Annotated in this window: 20 protein-coding genes; 4 read left to right on the forward strand and 16 right to left on the reverse strand. The window is 66.1% G+C overall.

Annotated elements, in window-relative coordinates:
- Positions 1 to 167: 167 nt before the first annotated feature.
- The 3 genes from NV2_RS27905 to NV2_RS27915 are packed head-to-tail and all read left to right on the forward strand — an operon-like array spanning position 168 to position 2377.
- The gene (locus tag NV2_RS27905; protein WP_157103129.1) at positions 168 to 323 is read left to right on the forward strand and encodes a hypothetical protein; all 156 of its coding nucleotides are present in this window, start codon (positions 168 to 170) and stop codon (positions 321 to 323) included.
- Positions 304 to 1467 (forward strand): hypothetical protein, encoded by a 1164-nt coding sequence (locus NV2_RS27910; protein ID WP_067880981.1) that lies wholly within the window; start codon positions 304 to 306, stop codon positions 1465 to 1467. Before NV2_RS27905 ends, NV2_RS27910 begins: the two co-directional genes overlap by 20 nt.
- Before the next feature lie 34 nt (positions 1468 to 1501).
- On the forward strand, positions 1502 to 2377 hold the full coding sequence (locus NV2_RS27915) for an oxidoreductase (protein WP_245662810.1): 876 nt from the start codon (positions 1502 to 1504) through the stop codon (positions 2375 to 2377).
- A 164-nt stretch (positions 2378 to 2541) separates the two neighbouring features.
- Here NV2_RS27915 and NV2_RS27920 read toward each other — a convergent pair whose 3' ends face one another.
- The 9 genes from NV2_RS27920 to NV2_RS27960 all read right to left on the reverse strand — a co-directional run bounded on the left by NV2_RS27920 (position 2542) and on the right by NV2_RS27960 (position 12623).
- Positions 2542 to 2760, reverse strand: coding sequence for a hypothetical protein (locus NV2_RS27920; RefSeq protein ID WP_067880984.1), 219 nt, complete (start codon positions 2758 to 2760; stop codon positions 2542 to 2544).
- A gap of 30 nt (positions 2761 to 2790) precedes the next feature.
- On the reverse strand, positions 2791 to 4071 hold the full coding sequence (locus NV2_RS27925; protein ID WP_067880987.1) for an NAD(P)/FAD-dependent oxidoreductase: 1281 nt from the start codon (positions 4069 to 4071) through the stop codon (positions 2791 to 2793).
- 2 nt (positions 4072 to 4073) lie between these two features.
- Positions 4074 to 4394: a 2Fe-2S iron-sulfur cluster-binding protein gene (locus NV2_RS27930; protein ID WP_067880990.1), complete on the reverse strand. Its 321-nt coding sequence runs from the start codon at positions 4392 to 4394 to the stop codon at positions 4074 to 4076.
- Between the two features lie 10 nt (positions 4395 to 4404).
- Positions 4405 to 5634 carry a cytochrome P450 gene (locus tag NV2_RS27935; RefSeq protein ID WP_067880994.1) on the reverse strand — a complete coding sequence of 410 codons (1230 nt, stop codon included), beginning with the start codon at positions 5632 to 5634 and terminating at the stop codon, positions 4405 to 4407.
- Positions 5635 to 5668: 34 nt separating this feature from the next.
- Positions 5669 to 6574, reverse strand: coding sequence for an SDR family NAD(P)-dependent oxidoreductase (locus NV2_RS27940; protein ID WP_067880997.1), 906 nt, complete (start codon positions 6572 to 6574; stop codon positions 5669 to 5671).
- A gap of 35 nt (positions 6575 to 6609) precedes the next feature.
- Entirely contained in the window at positions 6610 to 7557 is a 948-nt protein-coding gene (locus NV2_RS27945; RefSeq protein ID WP_067880999.1) for an SMP-30/gluconolactonase/LRE family protein, read from the reverse strand.
- A gap of 229 nt (positions 7558 to 7786) precedes the next feature.
- The gene (locus tag NV2_RS27950; RefSeq protein WP_067881002.1) at positions 7787 to 8548 is read right to left on the reverse strand and encodes an ABC transporter ATP-binding protein; all 762 of its coding nucleotides are present in this window, start codon (positions 8546 to 8548) and stop codon (positions 7787 to 7789) included.
- Positions 8549 to 8550: 2 nt separating this feature from the next.
- Complete coding sequence (locus NV2_RS27955; RefSeq protein ID WP_067881004.1) at positions 8551 to 11340, reverse strand: ABC transporter permease subunit; 2790 nt, start codon at positions 11338 to 11340, stop codon at positions 8551 to 8553.
- 38 nt (positions 11341 to 11378) lie between these two features.
- Positions 11379 to 12623, reverse strand: coding sequence for an ABC transporter substrate-binding protein (locus NV2_RS27960; protein WP_067881007.1), 1245 nt, complete (start codon positions 12621 to 12623; stop codon positions 11379 to 11381).
- A gap of 288 nt (positions 12624 to 12911) precedes the next feature.
- Between NV2_RS27960 and NV2_RS27965 the strand changes: the two genes are divergently transcribed.
- Positions 12912 to 13688: an IclR family transcriptional regulator gene (locus tag NV2_RS27965; RefSeq protein WP_067881010.1), complete on the forward strand. Its 777-nt coding sequence runs from the start codon at positions 12912 to 12914 to the stop codon at positions 13686 to 13688.
- 10 nt (positions 13689 to 13698) lie between these two features.
- On the opposite strand, the gene NV2_RS27970 is transcribed toward NV2_RS27965, so the two are convergent.
- The 7 genes from NV2_RS27970 to NV2_RS28000 all read right to left on the reverse strand — a co-directional run bounded on the left by NV2_RS27970 (position 13699) and on the right by NV2_RS28000 (position 21276).
- The gene (locus NV2_RS27970) at positions 13699 to 14370 is read right to left on the reverse strand and encodes a PadR family transcriptional regulator (protein WP_067881013.1); all 672 of its coding nucleotides are present in this window, start codon (positions 14368 to 14370) and stop codon (positions 13699 to 13701) included.
- Between the two features lie 163 nt (positions 14371 to 14533).
- Complete coding sequence (locus tag NV2_RS27975; protein ID WP_067881014.1) at positions 14534 to 15547, reverse strand: ABC transporter ATP-binding protein; 1014 nt, start codon at positions 15545 to 15547, stop codon at positions 14534 to 14536.
- A 1-nt stretch (position 15548) separates the two neighbouring features.
- Positions 15549 to 16643 carry an ABC transporter ATP-binding protein gene (locus tag NV2_RS27980; RefSeq protein WP_067881106.1) on the reverse strand — a complete coding sequence of 365 codons (1095 nt, stop codon included), beginning with the start codon at positions 16641 to 16643 and terminating at the stop codon, positions 15549 to 15551.
- A 29-nt stretch (positions 16644 to 16672) separates the two neighbouring features.
- Entirely contained in the window at positions 16673 to 17578 is a 906-nt protein-coding gene (locus tag NV2_RS27985; RefSeq protein WP_067881016.1) for an ABC transporter permease, read from the reverse strand.
- The gene (locus tag NV2_RS27990) at positions 17575 to 18522 is read right to left on the reverse strand and encodes an ABC transporter permease (protein WP_067881018.1); all 948 of its coding nucleotides are present in this window, start codon (positions 18520 to 18522) and stop codon (positions 17575 to 17577) included. Before NV2_RS27990 ends, NV2_RS27985 begins: the two co-directional genes overlap by 4 nt.
- 55 nt (positions 18523 to 18577) lie before the next feature.
- On the reverse strand, positions 18578 to 20128 hold the full coding sequence (locus NV2_RS27995) for an ABC transporter substrate-binding protein (RefSeq protein ID WP_067881026.1): 1551 nt from the start codon (positions 20126 to 20128) through the stop codon (positions 18578 to 18580).
- Between the two features lie 95 nt (positions 20129 to 20223).
- Positions 20224 to 21276 carry a hypothetical protein gene (locus tag NV2_RS28000; protein ID WP_067881028.1) on the reverse strand — a complete coding sequence of 351 codons (1053 nt, stop codon included), beginning with the start codon at positions 21274 to 21276 and terminating at the stop codon, positions 20224 to 20226.

The raw sequence follows: 21276 nt of genomic DNA on the forward strand, positions 1-21276 counted from the left end.
ACCCGGGGTGAACCTCAGAAACCGGAGTAATCAGCTACACGTGCACAGGCGGCAAATTCATCGACGCCCTCTACTGGCGGCAAGACATCCTCCGCTACACCCGCCACTTCACGATCGTGATGCGCCAGGCAGGCCTACACCGGCTCGTCACCTGTACCGGCGAACAAGTGCAGCCGAACGGACTGATCAACAGCGCGACCGAGGACCTACTGTGGGACTACGACGGCGATGACATCGTGGTCACGCTGACCAGAGACTATCTGCGACCGAACGAATCGGTGACGCTACGTTGGGAGATCGATCGTGACCAGGCAACTGCGTGACGCCGCCGAGCACGTCCTACGAGGCTGGAACCGCTACGAGATCGAACGCGGCGCGCACCCTGTCATCGACTACGACTGCTCACCCACAACCTCGGACGTCCCCGCAGTCGAGAACAGACTCGAAGCCCTGCAACGGCTGTCGGAACTCCAAGCCGACGCCACGGCGGCCGGCGACCGCGCCCTTGTGACCAGAATCGACGCAGACATCGCCTACTGCGCCGCATTGCTCGGTGAACATGACTCCCTCGACAGATACATTCGCCGCACGCAGGGATGCGAGCCCAGAGGCTGGTCGGACGAATACCTCCAGCAACACCTCGAGCGAGCACAACACGGCCTCGCCGCACTCGGCATCGACTGGGGCCCCAAGACCCTGACCGACTTGATGGAAGCCGAAGGCCCGCTCGACGTCTCGTCGAGCGCAGACGCGATCCGCGAAGCAGCAGCGGACCTCGAACCGAGCGTCCGCGCCGCAACGGGATCCACCGCGGACTACGACCTCACCATCGAATCCGTCGATGTCGACGCCTACTGGAGCTACTGGCTCGACGGCGCTGGCCAGAAACCCCGACTACGAATCAACCGTCGAAACGCCCGCTTCACCCACGTGGTAGCCCGCCAATTCGCACTGCACGAAGTCCTCGGCCATGCGTTGCAATTCGCAAGCATTTCCGCACGCTGCGCCGATGAAGACGTGCCGTGGATCCGCCTGTGCTCGGTCCACTCACCGAACCAAGTCCTGTTCGAAGGCCTCGCTCAGGCGATGCCACTATTTGTGGCTCCTGATGACGAAAACCTCACTACCCGAGTGCGATTGGATCATTATCACCAGCTCGTGCGCGGCCGACTACACCTCGCGCTGGCAGCCGGAGAACCCATTCTCGACCTGGCCGAACGTGCTCGCCGCAGCGTGCCCTACTGGACTGATTCCCAGATCGCCGACTTGCTCACCGACCGTGGCGCCAACCCCCTGTTGCGGTCGTACATGTGGTCGTATTCCGCCGGAATAGATTGGTTCATTCGCCTCGCCGAAACCCCCGGCGCGCCAGCGGATCAAGTCCTCCACGGCATCTATCGGGCGCCCCACACCCCCACCGAACTCATGGCGTACTGGCCTGGCGGTCCGCGCATCGGTGCCGAATGACACACACCATCCGCGGAACAAGTCCGGAAAGCTGGTGAACGAAAACGGTCACGTGCGCGAGTCCGGTCGCCAACTCACGCTCCACCGGTCTGCCCTCGTCGGCCCCATCGACGCGGCCGAATTCGTCCTGGATAGCGCCGCGACAGAAGCGGATATCCGGCGAATCATCGACAGTCAAGCCCGCGCGACCCGGTACGCGATCGAGGTGGGATTCGACGCGGTGGAGGTCCATCTCGGCCACAACTGTTTCGTCGGCTCGTTCCTCAGCCCGAAGATCGACCGCCGCCAGGACTCCTGGGGCGGACCGCTCCACCGTCGTGCCGAGTTCGCCCGCCGGATTCTGCAGGCGGTACGCGAGGCAGCGTACGGACAGATCGCGGTGCTGGCGAAAATGAACATCGCCGACGGCGTTCCCGGAGGCCTGTGGGCCGACAAGTCCCTGGTCTTCGCGCAGATGGTGGAGAGTGACGGCCATGTCGACGCGCTGGAGCTGACCGGCGGGTCCTCGCTACTCATCCCGATGCATCTATTCCGCGACGATGTGCCGATCCGCGAAATGGCCGAGACCCAAAGCGGTCTGGTGAAATTGCGCATGACGATGTTCGACCGCTTCGTGTTCGAGCACTACCCGTACGAGCCCGTATACTTCCGTGACTACGCACGTCAGCTCCGCGACGAGTTGGACATGTCGCTGGTGCTACTCAGCGGAATCACCGACCTGGAGGGCATGGATACCGCGATCCGCGACGGGTTCGAATTCGTGGCGATGGCTCGGGCTCTGCTGCGGGAGCCGGATCTGATCAATCGGATCCGAGTGGAGTCGTCGAAGAAGTCCGCTGTGCATCTATTGCAACCTGTGCGCGGCCAGTATCTTCACCGGCACTGGCACGCGCTGCCCGCTGGTGAGTAGCGGCGACCGTGACGGTGCTGCCGAGGCGAAGCTGGGTCAGCCCGTGTGACCGCGTTCAGGAGATATCCCATCGCCGAGGACTACTCGGCGATGGGATGTTTCGACGCGTCCGGCGCCGAGCTACGGGCGGATGGCGGCCTTCCCGACGAGTGGCAAAACGGCGCTCAGGACCACAATCCAGCGCACGGCAAACGCGGCAGATCACAGCACACGTCGTCATCGACGGTGACCATGAGATCCGACGACAGTTGCGTCAGCGCGCACGCCACGTCGCGTGCCTGCTCAGCGCTCGCCTGGTAGTCGAGCGTCAACGCACCGGCTTCGATGCGGATGTGGCGCAACCGCGACGTCACTCGGCCGTGGCTCGAGATCAGCTTTGCCATAATACATTTCCGAACAATCGCGATCTTTCCTCAGCTCCGGATGGGAGCCAGAAGCTTTTTGAGCGGAACGGCCGTGTCCGCCAGGTCCTTCGGTCCAGGCCGATGCCCGCGGCTCAGCGCCGACCGCAATGCCACGAACTCCGCTGGGGAGTTGAGGCATTCCGCGCCAACCAGCGCATCGTCGATGAAGTGCAGCGCTACCCGCCGATTCGGACGCTGCGGATCGGTGCGAACCAGCATCGATGTATGCCCATCGATGAGGCCGGCGATCTGCAACTTCTGATCGCCCTGATCCGACCAGAACCATGGGGCGGGCCGCTGCGGGCACGGGTCACCCAGCAGCGTCGCGGCGGCGGCATTGGCCTGTTCGACCGCGTTGTCCACCGATTCGAGCCGGTAGCGAGTACCGGACTCCGATACGTGGGTGGTGCAGTCGCCGATGGCGAGGGTCCACCCGTCCGAGGCCAGGCAGTTCCGGTCCACCACGATGCCGCCGTCGCAGTCCAGTCCTAGCTGCTCGGCGAGTTCGGTGCGGGCCTGCGCCCCGACGCCGATCAGGACGGTCGCGGCCGGGATCTCGCGGCCGTCGGCGAGCTGCACCGCGTGAAGCCTGTTGTCGCGCTGGATGATGGATACCGGCAGCACTCCCAGCACGACGTCGGTCGCCATCGTCCGGTGCGCGGCAAGCAGGGCCGCGGCGGTGTCGGCGCCCACCGCCCGTGCCAGCAGCCGCTCTCCCGCCTCGATCACAGTCACCTCGGCTCCCAGTGCCCGCGCGGTCGCTGCGACCTCGAGGCCGACGAAGCCGCCGCCGATGACAGCGACGGGCCCGGCCGCTATCCGCGCGGCGAGCGAACGAGCGTCGTCGAGATCGCGCAGCATCAGCACATCGGGATGGTCGGCGCCGGGCAGCGGCAATCGCCGCGGACGCGCGCCGGTGGCGAGCACCAACCGGTCGAACTGCCGCGACACCTCTTCGCCGTCGTGGGTGTATCGCACCCGCACCCCGGCCGCGGTGCGGTCCAGCTTCGCCACCCGGGCGCCGGTGAGCAGTTCGATCTTCTGATCGCGGTAATAGTCCGGCTCGCGCAACAGCACCGAATCGCCCGTGACCTCGCCCTTCAGCCAGGCCTTCGACAGCGGCGGGCGCTGATACGGCAGCTGCGGCTCGCCCGAGATCAACGTGAGTTCACCCGTGTAGCCCCCGGCGCGCAGGCGATCGGCCAGCTGCACCCCGGCGTGCGAGGCACCGACCACCGCAATACTCTGCGGTGGCGCCGGCACATCGGCACGCTGCTGCGATTCGGTCATCCTCAGACCTGCTCGTCGGGAATGGTCACGTGCAGATCTACACCGTCGGACAACGTGAGCTGGCACGACAGCCGCGAGTTCTCCTCGCGATCGGAGGCCGTGCAGTCCAGCATCTCGTCCTCGTCCTCGGACGGTTCGGCGAAGTACTCCAATTCACCGGGGTCGAGATACACGTGGCAGGTCGCGCACGACAGGGTTCCGCCGCATTGCCCGACGATGCCATTCACCCCGTTGCGGACCGCGGTCGACATCACCGAGTCACCCACGGCGCCGTCGACGACTCGCACCTGGCCGTCGGGCTGGGTGTAGAACACTTTCGGCATCGGCACGCTCCTACCAGGTCACCGGTAGATCGACGATCGGCTGGGTGAGGTTGTCCTGGTCGACGACCACCTCACCGTCGAGCGTCAATCCGGGCAGTCGCTTGAACAGCTCGGCCAGACCGACCTGCATCTCCATCCGCGCCAACGGCGCTCCCAGGCAGTGATGCAGGCCGTAACTCAATGTCAGATGCGGGTTGTTGCTGCGGCTGATGTCGAACACGTCGTCGTGCTCGACCGCGACACCGTCGTGGGCCACCGCCGCCGGGTCCACCATGACCGCCTCGCCCCGCGCGACCAGTTGACCGTCGAGTTCCACATCCTCGGTGGCCACATAGGGCACCAGCCCGCCACCACCGGCAACGTCGCCCCCCAACGCCATCCGGCCGTGACGCAGGATCTCCTCGACCGCCGCCGGGGCCGTTCCGTCGGGATCCCGCAGGAACACTTCGAGCTGGCCGGGATTTCGTAGCAGTGACAGGACGCCGGCGCACATGAAGTTGGCCGTGTTGTCGAATCCGCCGATGATCAACACCATCGCGATCGGCAGGATCTCGCCGTCGGTCAGGGTGTCATCCTTGTCCCGGGCATTGGCCAGATCGCTGAGCAGGTCCTCGCGTGGGTTCTTCCGTCGTTCCTCGATCAACGCCATCATGTACACGACCAGTTCGGTCATGTTGGCGACGACCTCGTCTTCGGGCATATTCGCCACAGCGAGCGTCGCCGAACTCCACTTCTGGAACTTGGGCCGGTCCTCCGGCGGCACTCCGAGCAGATTGGCCAGCATCTGGATCGGCAGCGCCACCGCGTAGTCCTGCACCAGATTCGTCGGCGCGCCCTTGCTGACCATCGCGTCGATGAGGTGGTCGGCGAATTCCACCGCCGAATCCCGCATCGCCTTCACTCGTTTGGGCGAGATCGAGCGCTGCACCAGCTTGCGCAGCTTGGTGTGGTGCGGCGGATCCTCGAATTGCAATGTGGTGCGCAGGAAGTCGGGAAACTCCACGAAGTAGGGCACTACCCGTTCGCCGGTGCGGAACGGTTCGCGTACGAAACGCCGGTCGCTCAGCATCTGCCGGGCAGCCGCGTTGCGGTGGATGACCCAGACGTCACCGCCGAAGGGCATGGTCATCTTCGTCATGGGACGTTCGGCGGCGATCGCACGGTAGCGGGCGATCGCGTCGGCCGGCGGCACCGGTGCGAACGGATAGTCGGTCGGCACGACCGTTTCGGATGTACTCATGAACTCGGGCTCCAGTCGGGCTGTCGAAGGTGGATCAGGACACCGGCAGTTGCGCCGGAGCGACGACCTGCGGGACGGCATCGGGGGTGATCGCCATGATCTGGTCGAACCGTTCGGCGACGCTCTCGACGGTCAGCTCCGGATCGTGGATACCGACGGTGTTCACCAGTGCGAGACGGTTCACGATCCCACCGGCGACGTTGAACACCTCACCGGTGACGGTGCAGCTGGGGTGCAGCAGATACGCCACGACCGGAGCGACGTGTTCGGGCAGCAGGGCGGTGCGCATGTACTCCATCACCTCCGGCGACAGAGTGTCCGCCGCGGCTTCGGCCATGCGGGTCCCCGCACCGGGTGCGATCGCGTTCACCGCGATCCCCCTCGCCATCCCCTCCAGGGCGAGGTTGCGGGTCAGCCCGAAGACCGCCCCCTTGGATCCGCCGTAGTGCGCCATGCCCGGATTCCCCAGCATCGCTTGCGAAATCGTGTTCACGATGCGTGGGGACTCGGCCTGCAGCAGATGCGGCCACGCGGCCCGGCACACCCGCAGCGCGCCGAAATAGTGGACGTCGAGATGACGCTGATACTCCTCGTCGGGCACCTCGGAGAACGGCGCGGTGCGCACGATGCCGGCATTGTTCACCACGCCGGTCAGTCCTCCGAAGGTCGAGATCGCCGCCTCGACCAAGGCACGGGCGCCGTCCTCGGTCGACACATCCGCCGTACACGCCACCGCCTTGCCGCCGGCTGCGGTGATCTCGCCGACCACCTGGGTGGCCGGATCGTCACCGTCGACGCCGGAGCCGTCGATATTCGCACCGAGATCGCCGACCACGACAGCGGCGCCGCGGGCGGCGAGCAACAGCGCATGTGCCCGTCCGATTCCGCGACCGGCGCCGGTCACCACGATGATTCGATCACTGTAATCCAGTGTTGCCATTGTCTTTTCCTAGAGGTCGGAGGGTTCGCCGGCGGTCAGGGACGGGTGTCGCCGCCGCGCTGCGGCACGTCCGCGACCCAGATGCCGCCGAGCGCTTCGCGAGCGGACTTCTCGAAGTCGAAGACCTCGTAACCGGCAGTCAGGTAGAGGGTGCTGCGGTCGGGGCCGCCGAGCAGGCAGGCCGAGGCGACACCGTTCTCCAGCGGCAACGGCACCGCGTCGGTCAGGCCCTGCTCGGTGAATCGCGCGACGTATCCGCCGCCGGGCATGGCCGCCCAGACGCCGCCTTCGGCATCCAGGCCGATTCCGTCCGGCATGAACGGACAGGTGGCGAACTCGCGCGGAAAGGACAGTGTGCCGTCGGATGCCCGGTCGATCACAGTGATCTTGAAGGCCATCACCTCGGCGACGTAGACCCGGGTTCCGTCGGCGCTGATCGCAATGCCGTTGCCACACAACAGCGGTCCGACCTTTTCCGGCGTACTCACGGCCCCGCCGGGTTCCACCACGATCAGCGGGGACGGTACGGGTTCGGCACCGCTGAACAGATCGAACCCGAGCTGAGTGATGTAGGCGCGGCCGTCCGCGTCGACCACCATATCGTTGGCCGCCGCCAGGCAGTGTTCGGAGATATCGGCGTACACCGACAGATCACCGGGGCCACCTCCGCTGTGGACCAGCACCAACTGCTCGTGCATGGACACCACGATCAGGCGACCGTCCGGAAGCCAGCCGAACCCGCCCAGCACGATCGGGACGTCGGTATCCGCGGCGCGTGCGGTGGCATCGACGACAACGGTGGCGTTGCCGTCCGCGTCGAGCGTCTTCAGGGTTCCGGTGTACATATCCGAGAACCAGAAGGTGCCCTCGTGCCACCGCGGGCACTCCGGCCAGGAGTATCCGGTCGAGATCTTTCGGGCCTCGTGGGTCGGGGCTGCGGCCGCAGCGACGGCGGCGGCCACGGTGTCGACGGGATTGGTCATGATGCGGGCCCTCCAGCAACAGTGATAAGGACGTAAATGGTGACGGCCGTGGCTTGTTCACAGCCCGGCACGTGTACGCCACGACCGGCACCGACCCCGGGGGCGGTGCTCCGACCAGGCCCCGGAGCTCGATTCCCAGTGGTGAACTGGGTCACACGTTCGCGGCATGTCGAGACGATAGGTTTGCGTAATAGGGCCTGGTCGCTACCCTCCCATTCAATGGGAGGGTCTATGAGTGGCCATGCGTCGAATCCACGGATTCCGGTACCGGACCGTCCACGACCGCACCGAGATAGGCGATCTCGACGCGGCGCGGATCATCCCGCAACGCAGCAGCGGTCGCGGAGTCGGCCACTGTCCCGTGCACCAGAATCGTGGCGTTGTCGGCAACGCCGAGCGCCAGATGCACGTGTTGCTCCACCAGCAGCACCGACATCCCATCGGTCGCGAGACGGCGTAGGACATCGAGGATTTCACCGACGACGACAGGCGCCAGTCCCATACTCAACTCGTCGATGAGCAACACTGTAGGCCGCTGCAGGATCGCACGGCCGATGGCCAGCATCTGCTGCTCGCCGCCCGAGAGTCGGCCGGCCTCGACCGACAGCCGCTTTTCCAGAGCCGGAAAGTATTCGAGCACCTGCGCCACCCCACCGCGCCGGCGCCGCCGGTCGGTGATCGCGAGCTGCAGATTCTGCCTGGTGCTCAGTTGCCGGAACAAGGCGCGGTCATCGGGCACCAGAACCATTCCCGCGCGCACCGCGGCACGCGGGCGGCCCCCGGGGAGATCGTGTCCGTCGACGCGGACCGTACCGCCCGAGCGGGGCAGCAATCCGGCCAGAGCCGACAGCAACGTGGTCTTGCCCGCACCGTTCGGCCCGAGCAGGCAGGTGATCTCACCGGCTCGCAAGGTCATATCGACGCCGCGCACGCACGGTCGCCGCTCGAAGTAGCCGGCGCTGAGCTCGCGGCATTCCAGCACAGTGGTCACGGCTATGCCTCCGGGATGGTGAGGGCGCCGGTGTGCGCGCCGGCGCGGGATGTGTCGGGGTCGGTATCGGCGGAGACGCCGAGATAGGCGCGCAGTACCTCCGGATCGGCCCTGATCGATTCGGGCGTTCCAGTGGCGATGACCTGTCCGAGATCGAGCACGATCACCCGGTCGCAGACGTTGAGCACCAACTCCATATCGTGGTCGACCAGCAGAATTGCGGTGCCGTCGTCGCGCACCGAACGGAGTTTGTCTCCGAGCCATCGGCTTTCGTTGTTGTCCAGACCGGCCGCGGGTTCGTCGAGCAACGCCACCACGGGTGCGGCTGCGACCACCCGGGCCACCGAAACCAGTTGACGCTGTCCCTGTGAGAGCGACGCTGCCGTGACCTCGGCCATATCGCTCAGCCCGAGCACTGCCAGCACTCGCGACACGCGCTGCGACACCGGCAGTGTCGACTTCGACCGAGCGGCTCCGACTCGGACGTTCTCGGCGACGGAGAGGTCGTCGTAGAGTTCCACGTCCTGAAAGCTGCGTCCGAGACCCGCTCGGCTGCGCGTGTGCGGTGGCGCACCGGCGATCGCCGCGCCGTCCAGTGTGATCGCCCCGGTCGCGGCGGCGAAGCCGGTGATCGCGTCGATGACGCTGGTTTTTCCGGCGCCGTTGGGTCCGATGAGCCCGACGATCTCCCCGGGAAAAATATCGAAGGTCACGTCCGAGACCGCGGCTACCGCACCGTAGGTCACGCTGACGCCCCGGACCGACAGCACGGCGACGCCGGGTGCGCGCTGCGATGCCGTCGCGGCCGTGGCTGCATCGGCCGGCACGTGGGTCGCCCCGGCTTCGGCAGCCGCGGGCGCCGTACGCCGCAGCGCCGGCCACGGCACCCGGGGTATACGGGACGCGATGCCGTCGGGGTTGGTCATCACCGTGACGACGAGCAGGATCCCGCTGAGCACCGCGTAATAGTCGCCGAGGTGCAGGAAGCGATCGACCAGTAGGTAGATCACCCCGCCGGGGGCCATGACACCGGCCAGAATCGCGCCGGTGATCGAGGTGACGCCGGCGACGTACATGATGGCGAACAGCCCGATGCCCGCGAATACCGCGAACGGTTCCGGTGTCGCGAGTGTCTGCTGATATCCGAGCAGCGCTCCCGACAGACCGGCGATGAAGGCACCGATCGCGAAGGTGATCAATTTGGTCCGCGGCACATCGATTCCCGCGGCGGCCGCGGAGCGCTCGTTGGCCCGCACCGCGAGCATGTCGGTGCCGAGGCTGCTACGGCGCAGCCCGGCGACACCGAGACCGACCACGGTGAGTACGAACAGACACAGCAGACCGAACGCGATCCGCGGATACGCGTGTCCCGCACCGATTCCGAGATCGATCCCGAACAGGCGCGGGGTATCGATCGGGGCGCCCGCCACGCCGCCGTTGAGGCCCGGGTTGCGGAACCAGAATGCCTCCACGAACACTGCCAGCGCCAGGGTCACCACGGTGAGTGGCAGCCCGCGCACCCGCAGTGCCGGCAATCCGACGACGACGCCGACCACGGTCGCGAACAGTGCCGCCAGGATCGGCGCGAACGGAAACGGCACGCCCAGATGCTGATTCAGCACGCTCAACGCGTACGCCGACACTCCCGCGAGGGTGAGCTGAGCCAGGGAAATCTGACCGGCGTAGCCGGTGACCACCACCTGCGACAGCGCGAGTACACCGAAGATGACACTGCTGACGACGGCCGCACGATAGCTGCCGGATGTCGCGATCAGGGCCACCACCGCCACCGCCAGGGCGAGGACCGCGGGAATCGCGATGTGGTCCGGTCGCGGCGCCCGGCCGAGCGCCTTGCGCACCACACTGCCGCGATCGGGCAGCGGACGTCCCCGCACCACCAGGAAGCCCAGGATCAACAGCAACGAAATCGCCTCGGCAGTACCGGCATCCGGCATCCAGTCGTAGCGGCCCTGCAGGTTGGTAGCCTCGGCCTGCAGGGCGCCGATCACGATCCCGGCCAGCACCGTCAGCCAGATCGAACCGAAATTGCCGACCAGAGTGGCCGCGAGCGCAGGCACGATGAACATCGAATAGGCCACCGGATTCAGCGCCACCAGCGGTGCGATCAGAATGCCGCCGAGACCCGCGACCACCGACGACAGTGCCCAGTTGCTGAACGCCAGACGATCCGGGGACAGACCCGTCAGATACGCCCCCTTCTCCGACTCCGCGGCTGCCTCGGTGGCGACACCGAAACGGGTGCAGCGGAATACGACGGTGGCCACGATCGCGATGGCGATGATCGAGACGGCGAGCCAGATCCGGTCGGCAGGCACGATGCGGTCGCCGATATGGAACGTCTCCAGCGCGAAGATCGGCTGGACCGAGACCAGTCCGGTGCCGACGCGCTGGGCGATCAGCGCCTGGATCACGATCATCACGCCGATCGAGGCCACGGCTTTCGCCACCACCGACGCGCTGCGCATCGGCCGGAATACCAGCACATAGCAGAGCACGCCGAGGACGGCGGCGCAGACCAGAGAGATCGCCATGGCCGGGCCGACACCGAGCGGTCCGCCGAGATGGATCGTCTCGGGCAGTCCCGGTATCGGCACCAGCAACTCGCCTTTGCGGAGCAAGGCGTAGGTATAGGCCGTGTACAGCGCGACGGTACCGGTCGCGAAGTTCACGACGCCGGAACTTTTGAACGTCATGACGAGCGCGAGCCCGATCGCCGCGTACACGGCCCCGTTGCCGAGGCCGAGCACGAGGTAGGAAAGATGGTCAGTCATAGCGATCCCTCTGGCCGAATCCCGTTGTTACCCTGGACCTAGCCGGTCACTTGCAGATCCACCGGCACACCCTGGTCGTTGATCGTGCCGATCAACATCTGACGCGAGCAGATCGAGGACATCTGCGGCACCGCGGTGCCGTCACAGGTGAACCGCACGCCACCACCGGCCGGCATCTCCACGTTCTTCGCGGTCTTCAACGCCTGGGCGATCCCGGCCGGATCGGCCTGTCCCTGCATATTCGCGGTGGCGCCGGCCAGCGCCATCACGATCTGGTAGCCCGAGGATGCCGCCCCGGTCACATTCGCCTTCGGTGCGTACTGTTGCAGCACCGAGCGGTAGAGCACCGAATCCGGGCGATCGGACAGGTAGTCGGTCGCGGTGATGCCGATACTGCCCTGCACCGCGTCCATGCCGATGATGGCGGTGACCGCCGGATCGAGGCAGGTCGGGATGTAGACCTTCCGGACTTCGGGATCCGTGGTCTGAATCGCCTTGTACACCGAGGTACAGGTGGCGGCGTCGGCGATCACGCTGACTCCGTCGGGCTTGCTCGACAGGCCCGAAGTCACCAGGGGCGTGGGATCGGGCACCCCGAGCGCGATCGGCACCACCTTCAACTCGACCCCGGCCGCCTGGAAGATGGGCGCGCCCATCGCGTTGATCATCGCCCCGATCCCGCCGCCGTCACTGGCGAACAGCGTGAAGGACTTCATGTTCTCCTTCTTCGCGGCCTGGGCCATCGCGGTGACGGTGCCCGGCAACCCAGCCGACAGCGACGCCGATTCGGGCGAGGTCAGCTCGACTTGCGACACCCCGTTGAGGGTGATGTACGGAATCCCCGCGCCGGCGACGATCGGCACGATGACCGCACCCTGCGAGGTGCCGGGTGACAACACCGCAGCCACCTTCTGCTCCACCAATTCGTTGGCGCACTTGGTTGCCGAGGTCGGCTCCTCCTGCTGCTTGCAGACCACCAGGTCGACCGAGTGCCCGGCGAGCCCACCCCCGTTCTTGTTCAGGTACTCGACCGCGGCCTGCGCACCCTCGCGCATCTCAGGGAGCGAGACCACCGCGCCGCCCTCGGTCGAGATGAAGCCGACCTTCACCGGCGCATCGGTGGCGGGATCATCGGGCAACACGGTCGTCGCCGCTCCCGCGACCGCGTCGTTGTTCGATCCGTTGTCACTGCTGCACGCCGTCGCTCCCAGCGCGCCCAGCAGGACAAGTGCGCTGAATCCGGCAAGGGCTCGCCGATGGCAAGCACGTCCGCCACGTTTCATAATCCGGAATCTCCTTCTGGCGAAAAGGAGTCACACCGAGTGGTACTCGGCACACCCGACTCCTCGAATGATGTGCATCACATCTGATGTCAGCGGCGATTATGTGCGGACCGACGGGCCGCACGCTCCGGGCGTTTCCCGTTCACCGGGAACATCGCTCGCGAAGCCCACCGGCACACACTCGCGGACCGGTACGTGACCCGCTTCACAAGAGCGCCGCGGTGTGGCACTATTTTCTAAAAGAAATAGCGACGTCAGAACGTCGATGTCCGCCAACGAGGAGCAAGTATGACCGTGATTCAGGAGATGCAGGCGGACGACGCGAATCTGCCCAGCAACACCCTCGACCGACTGACCCTGGTCCTGGACGCCTTCAACGGACACGAAAGCCTCGGTCTGACCGACATCGTGGCCCGCACCGGGCTCCCCCGCTCCTCGGCACACCGCATGCTCGACCGGCTCGTATACCTGCGGTGGCTCCAACGACAGGGCCGCTACTACCGACTCGGCCTCCGCTTGGTCGAGCTGGGTTCGCTTGCGGTGCACCAGGATCGCGTGCACGCCGCGGCAGCCGAACATCTGCATCACCTCTACCGCGCCACCGGCATGGTGGTGCACCTGGCGGTTCTCGACGGTGACGACGTGGTGTATCTGGACAAGATCGGTGGCCGGCTGGCCGCTCAGGTCCCCACCCGGGTCGGGGGCCGCATGCCCGCGGACCGGACAGCGCTGGGTAAGGCACTACTGGCCTACCGCGGTCACGACGAGCCCGGCGGCGAACCGGTCCGCCGACTCGGGTACGCCACCGAACGCAATGGCGCGCCCAGCGGTTTCGGCTGTATCGCGGCACCGGTCGGCGAGGTCGGCGAGGCAACGACCGCGATATCGGTGTGCGGTCCGCTCAATCGCATGTCCTTCGACAGCCGGTTGACGACGCCGGTTCAGCTCGCGGCCGCCGCGATCGTGCGCAGCCTCAATGCCGGTCGGTTCGTTACCCCGATTCTGCAGCGACGCAACATTCTTCGATCGCTGCCGACGGCCCCGTCGGTACTCGCGGAAGGCTGAATCCGCCGATTCAACGTGCCGGATCGGGCCCGTCGTCACCGACCGCGCGCCAGCTGCCGGGGTGGCGCGGCACCGGGAGTCCGGATTCGTCGGTGACGACCGCCGCACGATAATGCTCCGCCGCGGTATCGATATCGGAGAGCAATTGTTCGGCCAGTTCGATCTCGGCTTCGAAGTAGCGCTGCGACCACCGCAGACTCATCTGGGTAAAGGCCCAGCCCGGCTCGGGATCCGACCGGTCGGCGTGCCGGCCGGCGCGCTCCGCCCGCATCCGAAGATTCTCGATATGGGCCCGCACGATGCGTTTGAGCTGCGCAGGCTCGTGCAGATGCCCCATCCATAGCCGCAGCATCACCCCGTGTTTGAGCACCGGCATATCCACATCGGCGTGCGCGGACCAGTTCCGCAACGCGTGCACGCCCTCCTCGGTGATCCGGTAGAGGCGGCGATTCCGCATCCCGTCCTCGGAAACCAGCCGCGAGCGCACCAGCGACAGATCCTCGAGTTTCTTGAGTTCGCCGTAGATCTGGCTGACCGAGGGACTCCAATAGAAGAACCCGATGCTCCAGTCCGCCCATTTCTTCAATTCGTTGCCGGTCAATTCCTCACCGAAGGCGAGCATTCCCAGCACCGCCCAGCTGGTGGCCGGGAGGTTCGGGAAAGAATCGACGTCGGAGTCCATGATCGCCGAGCTTACAAGGGGTGCCGCGCCCCCCGCGCGACCTCGCTCCCGGCTGCCGGGAACCTCGTCCTCCGTGCCCGCACCCCACCCCACCTCGGTCGGCAGGAGCGACGACCCCACGGACACCGGCAACGAGACAGTGCCCGAAGCAGGCTGTGCCGGGTCAGTCGGTAACAAGCGGGACACCGTCGTCCGGGAAATGGCAGGCGACGTACTGCTGCGGACGTATCTCGCGGATTTCCGGCTCTGCTCGTGCGCACAGTGCGGCGGCGCGGGGACAGCGGGTGCGGAACCGACAGCCCGACGGCGGGTCGTGCGGCGAGGGTAGATCGCCGGACAGCGCGGCGGCGTCCGGCACGATCTCGGGATCGGGCTCGGGCACCGCGGACAGCAACGCCGCGGTGTACGGGTGGGCGGGCTGGGCATAGAGCAGGTCGGGAGGGCCGACCTCACAGATCTTCCCTAGGTACATGACGATCACCCGATCACTGATGTTCTTCACCACCGCGAGGTCGTGTGCGATGAACAGCAGCGTCAAATCGTAGCGAGCCTTCATATCCTCGAGCAGATTCAGGATCTGGGCTTGCACCGAGACGTCCAGGGCCGAGACCGGCTCGTCGCAGATCACCACCTCCGGTTCGAGAACCATCGCCCGGGCGATCGAGATGCGCTGGCACTGGCCGCCGGAGAATTCGTGTGGCTTTCGGTCACCGACAGCGGCCGGATCGAGGCCCACCGCCTCGAGCATCGTGTCGACCAACTCCGCACGCCGGGTTCTGCTGTGACCGCCGGCGACTTCCAATCCCTCCGCGACGATATGGCGCACTTTCCGTAGTGGATTCAACGACGAGACGGGATCCTGGAAGATCATCTGGATCGGGCGCCGTGCCGAGCGCAACCTACGCCCCGACTTGGTGGTGAGATCGTCACCCTCGAACAGCACCCGCCCCGAAGTGGGAGCCGGGAGCTGCATGACAGCCTTGGCGAGAGTCGACTTGCCGCAGCCGGATTCGCCGACCAGGCCGAGTGTTTCCCCCCGCCGGATGTCCAGACTCACGTTCGACACGGCGTGAACCTTGCCCGAGTGGGCCGTAGGGTATTCGACCACGAGATCCTGCACACGCAGGACCACCTCGGGGTCGTCGTCACGGAGATGGGCAGTTCCGGTACCGGCCATATCAGTGCACACTCCTGGAGTTCACCGGCAGTCCGGCGGCCGAGGCGCCTGCTGCCAGATTGGCGGTAAGCGCTTCCTCACCCGCCGGCGTTCCTACGGGATGGAAACAGGCGAAGCGGTGACGGCTGTGCGCTGCACCGATCAGCTGCGGGGTTTCGGACAGGCATCGTGGCCGGGCGTACCGGCAGCGCGGTGCGAACGCACAGCCGGGCGGCGGGTCGATGATGGTGGGCGGTCGCCCGGGGACAGCTTCCAGCCTGGTGTGGCTGGGTGCGGCCAGGCGTGGAATGGACCGGAGCAACGCCTGCGTGTACGGATGCCGCGTCGTGCGAAACAGTTCCTCGGTCGGTGCCTGTTCGACGACCCGCCCCGCATACATCACCGCAATCTCGTCGGTGCGCCCGGCCACGACGCCGAGATCGTGGGTGATGAGCACCATGGCCATCCCGTTCTCCCGCTGCAGCCGGGCCAGCAGGGTCAGGATCTGGTGTTGCACCGTCACATCGAGCGCGGTAGTGGGTTCGTCGGCGATCAGCAGTTGCGGAGAACAGGCGAGCGCCAAGGCGATGACCACGCGTTGGCGCATACCACCGGAGAGATTGTGCGGATATTGGCGGAGCCGCTTGCGCGCGTCCGGAATCCCCACCGAGGTGAGCAACTCCTCCCCGCGCTGCGCCGCTTCGGCCCGGGACAGCGGCAGATGGCGGCGCAACGTCTCGGCGAGCTGCGCACCGATGGTCAGCACGGGAGTCAGCGAGGTCATGGGGTCCTGGAACACCATGGCGACCCGGGAACCCCAGAGGGCGCGTGCTTCGGCACGAGAGAGGGCGGCGGTATCGCGTCCGTCGATCTCGATCCTGGAGCCGGGACGAATCGAGCTGTTGCGCGGCAGAATGTTCATCACCGCCCGGGCGAGCACCGATTTACCGGACCCCGACTCCCCGACGATGCCGAGCGTCGTCCCCGCCGGCACCGACACATCGATCCCGTCGACCGCGCGGACCATGCCGCGTGGGGTATCGAACCACACCCGCAGATCGGTGACTTCGAGAGAAGGTGTCCGGACTTGCTTCCCCGGTCCCGGTGCCGCGGGCACCGAGGAAGACTCGACCTTGTCAGCAGCGGTCACAGCGCCGACTCCCGTCCGATGCGGTCACGCACCCAGTCACCGGTCATATTGAGCGAAAGGACGGTCAGGAAGAAGAACATCCCGGGTACGAGCACCAGATAGGGGGCTTCGTACAGACTTTCCCGCTCGGCCGCGATCATGCCGCCCCAGCTCGGTGTGGGTGGGGGCACACCGAGACCGAGGAAGCTGAGCGATCCCTCGGCCACCACCAGCGTCGCCGCGACGACGATCGCGAACGAGAACACCGGAAGCGCGACGTTGGGAAGTATTTCTCGCACGAGGATACGAAATGTGCCGGCGCCCAGCGATTTCGACGCGGTGACGAAATCCCGGCCGGCGAACGCGATGGTGTTCGCCCGCGCGATCCGCGCAAACGTCGGCATGCCGACCAGACCGAGCCCCACCGTCAGAGTGCCGATATTGGGCTCCATGACCGCAACCAGGGCGATGAGCAGAATCAACGGCGGAAACGCCAGCACGGTGTTGGAGCCGACATCGAAAGCGATATCCACCCTGCCGCGGAAGAACCCCGCGGCCAGTCCGAGCGCGGTGCCGACCACGAGGGCGAGCAGCGTCGCGCCGACTGCCACAGCCAGGGAGATCTGCGCACCGTGGACGACTCGGCTCAACAGATCGCGCCCGAGCGGATCGGTGCCGAGCACATGCGCGGCCTGCCGGAAAGGCGGGATCGAGTACTGATCGGTGATCGTGCTCGGATCCGGCAGCGGCAGCACCGGCGCCGCGACGGCCGCGACGGTGATCGCGATCAGCCAGAGGGCTCCGCATCGAGCACCGACAGTGCCGCGAGCACGGCGAACGGTGGTCCCGCCGGCCGCCGAATCGGGCAGTGTTTCCGGTGCCACAGGCAGGGCAGGTGCCGGCTTTTCGAGGGGTGTGCTCATGAGGATCTCACTCTCGGATCGAGCAAGGGATAGGCCATGTCGACCACCGCGTTGATCAGGACATAGCCCACCGCAACCACCAGGACGATGCCCTGCACCAGCAGATAGTCCCGGGAGTTGATTGCGGTGAGGACGAGGGATCCCAGTCCGGGCAGTGCGAACAGCGATTCGACGATCACCGTCCCACCGATCAACCGGCCCATCGATACACCGAGCACAGTGAGCAGCGAGAACGCCGACGGGCGCAACGCATGCACGAACAGGATCCGGCGAGTGGGAATACCACGCGCCCGCGCCGACAGGACGAAGTCCTGCTGCAAGGTCGCGACCATATCGTTGCGCAGCAGGCGGATGAAGGCGACGGCTTCGATGGAAGCGAGCGTTGCCACCGGCAGTATCAGGCCGCGCACGTGCAGGCCCAGCCCCTGCGACAGTGGCGTCCATCCGATCACCGGCAAGGCTTGCATCGAGACCGCGAACACGAAAACGAGCAGGACGCCGAGCAGGAAGCTGGGAATCGACAGTGTCACCGAGCACAGGACGGTGGTGATTCGGTCGGCCACACCGCCCGGGCGGTACCCGGCCCAGACACCGACGGGCACGGCGACCACCAGCGCGACGAGTATCGATAGACCGGCAAGCTCGAGGGTTACCGGCAATCGGTCGAGAATGGCATCGGTGACCGGAAGCTGTGACTGCATCGAACGCCCGAGGTCCCCCTGCAGAGCGGCACCGAGCCATTCGAAATACCGCTGCAGCAGCGGGCCGTCGAGGCCGAACCGCTCCGCCGCCGCGGCACGCATCTCCGGGGTGGCGCCCTCGGGCAGCAAGGTGGCCAGAGGGTCGCCCGGGATCATTTCGAGCAGCAGGAAGGTCACGATGCTGACCAGGGCCAGCACGGCGACCAATTTCGCGAGGTAGACGACGAGCACACGTCCTGTCACCGGTCCGCCCACCGATGCTGCCGAATGCCAGGTGCACAGGCGTTCATGGCGTACCTCATTCCTGTATCCACGCCAGATCAGGGCGCATCCAGTACTGGTACGCCGGTTCGACGCCGTATACGTCTGCGCGGAGGATCAAGCTCGTCACGGCCGGCCGCCAGTACCGATAGGCATTGGTAGCAACCAATTCCCGGATCGCCGTCCGGTAGGCGTCGTCGACGACAGCCGGATCGTTGGAGGTGTGTGCCCGCTCCAGCGCCTTGTCGACCGTCGGGTTCGAATACTTCGCCGAGTTGCCCGCTCCGTTCGTGTGGAACACCCGGTACAAATTCTCCGGGTGTGCGCCGCCGAGGGAGGACAGGATCAGGTCGAAGTTTCCCGACACCAATGCGCTCGCATACCCGGCGCCGTCGAGTGCTTTGATCTCGAGCTCGAGACCGTCGACCTGCTGGATTTGCGCCTGGAGCACTTCGGCGACCCGGGTGAGCACCGGGCTGCCCGCAGTGGTGACATACGACAGCACCACCTTGTCGTCACCGTGTCGGGCGCGGTAACCGTCGACGAGGCGCTGTGCACCGGCGACATCCTTCGCGGGCCATTTCGCGGCTTCGTCGAAAAGCGGTTGGTCCTCGGCGACGAAGTATTCGGCGCCCGGTTCACCGGGGAAAGCAGCCGCCCGGATCTGTTCGTTGTCGATCAGCTTCCCGATGGCGGTACGCAGATCGGAATCGGCGAGGGTTCCCCGGCTGTTCAAGCGCACACCGTTTCCGCCGAGCTGGGGGTACTGCACGACTTCCAGTCCGGCTGATCGGCCACGCTCGGCATATTTGTCGCTGACCACTGCCATCACGTCCACTTCGCCGGCCTGTAAAGCGTTGTAGCGCTGGTCGTCTGCCGGGATCGTCTTGTATACGAACCGGTCCACGTACGGTCGCGGGCTGTCCCAGTAGCCGGCGTTACGCTCGAGAACCATTTCGGTGCCACGGGCCCAGGACCGGAACACGAAGGGGCCGGCGCCGACCGGCTCGGTCGCGAAATCCGCACCCTTCCGTCGGATGGCCGCGGGTGAACCGACGAAAGCCAGGGATTCGGTGAGTTGGTACGGGAGTTGGTAATTCACCTCGTCGGCAGTGACCCGCAAGGTTGTCGCGTCGACGACCTGCCAGGTGATCGACTGCGCTGCGGCCCTGCTCGGGGAGAGTTTGCTCGGGTCCAGTGCACGCTGCCAATTGAACGCCACGGCCGCGGCGTCGAACGGAGTGCCGTCGGTGAACCCCACTTCCGGACGCAGCTTCAGCATCCATACCTTGCCGTCCTCGCTGGTGAACGATTCCGCCATGCCGGGAACGACTTTTCGAGAGCCGGGGTCGTAATAGAGCAGCGCACCGTAGATCGCCTGGCAGGGACCGACGCCGATGCCGATTGCGCAGGTCACCGGATCAACGGATTGGGCCTCGGTGTTCCATGCGAACGCCAGCGTCCCGCCGCGGCGCGGTTCTCCAGCCGGCCTCCGCTCCACGGTAGCCACGCCCGCACAGGCGGTGAGCAGTAGCGCGATGACTGCGCCCGCGCACAGGGCGGCCGTCACACGATGACGAATTCTCAACGACCGACTCCTTTGTCAGCATCGGGAAGGTCGCGCAGGCGCTGCGCCGGGGATCTCGTTGCGGTACCCCGGGCGAGGCTGCATGCCGGGTCGACTCAATTGATGTCGAGCGGGGCTTGTGCCGGGTATCCGGCCGGTGCCATCGCGTAGGTGGCGGTGAGCAGCGCGATGAAATCGGGATCGGTTATCGGGTCCGTCGGGAAATCGAACGTGATACCGCGGCGGCGCAGGTCGTCGCCCAGGATATCGAAAACCTTTGCGGCGGTGAGGTCGTCGGTGTGGTCGAGGTAGCGATCGGCAGCACGCCGATCGTCGAAGACCAGCGCCGTGTAGTGGAACAGCGTCCGGACGTCACCGTCGGTGTATCGGCCGATTTCCTGCTCGCCGTTGCCTACTACCCACCGGCCGTTCTCACCGTGCAGGCGGGTATGCATTTCCAGCTCGGGCATATCGCGGCGCTCGCGCGGTCCGTTGCCCTCGCGCCGGTGGTACATCTTCGAATTGTCGGACAGCACCGCGGTATTCCAGAACGGCGCCGCCAGCCGTTGCGGTTCGCGGTCGGGACCGTCGGGCCAATAGGTGAACCCACCGTCCAGATCGGAATCGTAGAAATAGGTGATCACCTGCGAGGTCTTCACCTCCCACGCGTCGAACAGCCCCGATTTCGCCATCACACTGAGCAACCAGATCGGAGTGTCCACCGAACTCATTCCGCGCCAGTTGCCGCTGTCGAAATGTCCCGCGTCGAAACTATGTGACGGGACCGCCATATTGAACAGCATGTGGTGGGCCATACCGTAGCGAGCACCGTGCACGCTCTTGGCATGCTCGAGCAGCCTCCGGCTCAGATAGATATCGCGGATCTCGTCGTAAAAGGCCACGCCCTCCTTCGCCAGATAGCCACGGAACACCGGCGCAGCGAAATCCGAGAGTTTCGCATCCGGTTTGCGTTGGGCCCCACCGGAAACGGCCAGATACTCCTCGGTCGAGGCGAAGTGATGGGCCAGGACCAGCGGCCACGGACCGTGGTCGGCGATCACGCCGAACAACGCGGCCAACTCGGCACTCGAGTAGAGGTCCGCGACGACACGGGGCGGGGCGACCGGGGTGAGCGGATGGCGACCGGAGGCCGGAAGAGTTGCGCTCAT

Origin of the sequence: Nocardia vermiculata NBRC 100427, from assembly GCF_001613265.1 — a bacterium.
Lineage (GTDB): Bacteria > Actinomycetota > Actinomycetes > Mycobacteriales > Mycobacteriaceae > Nocardia > Nocardia vermiculata.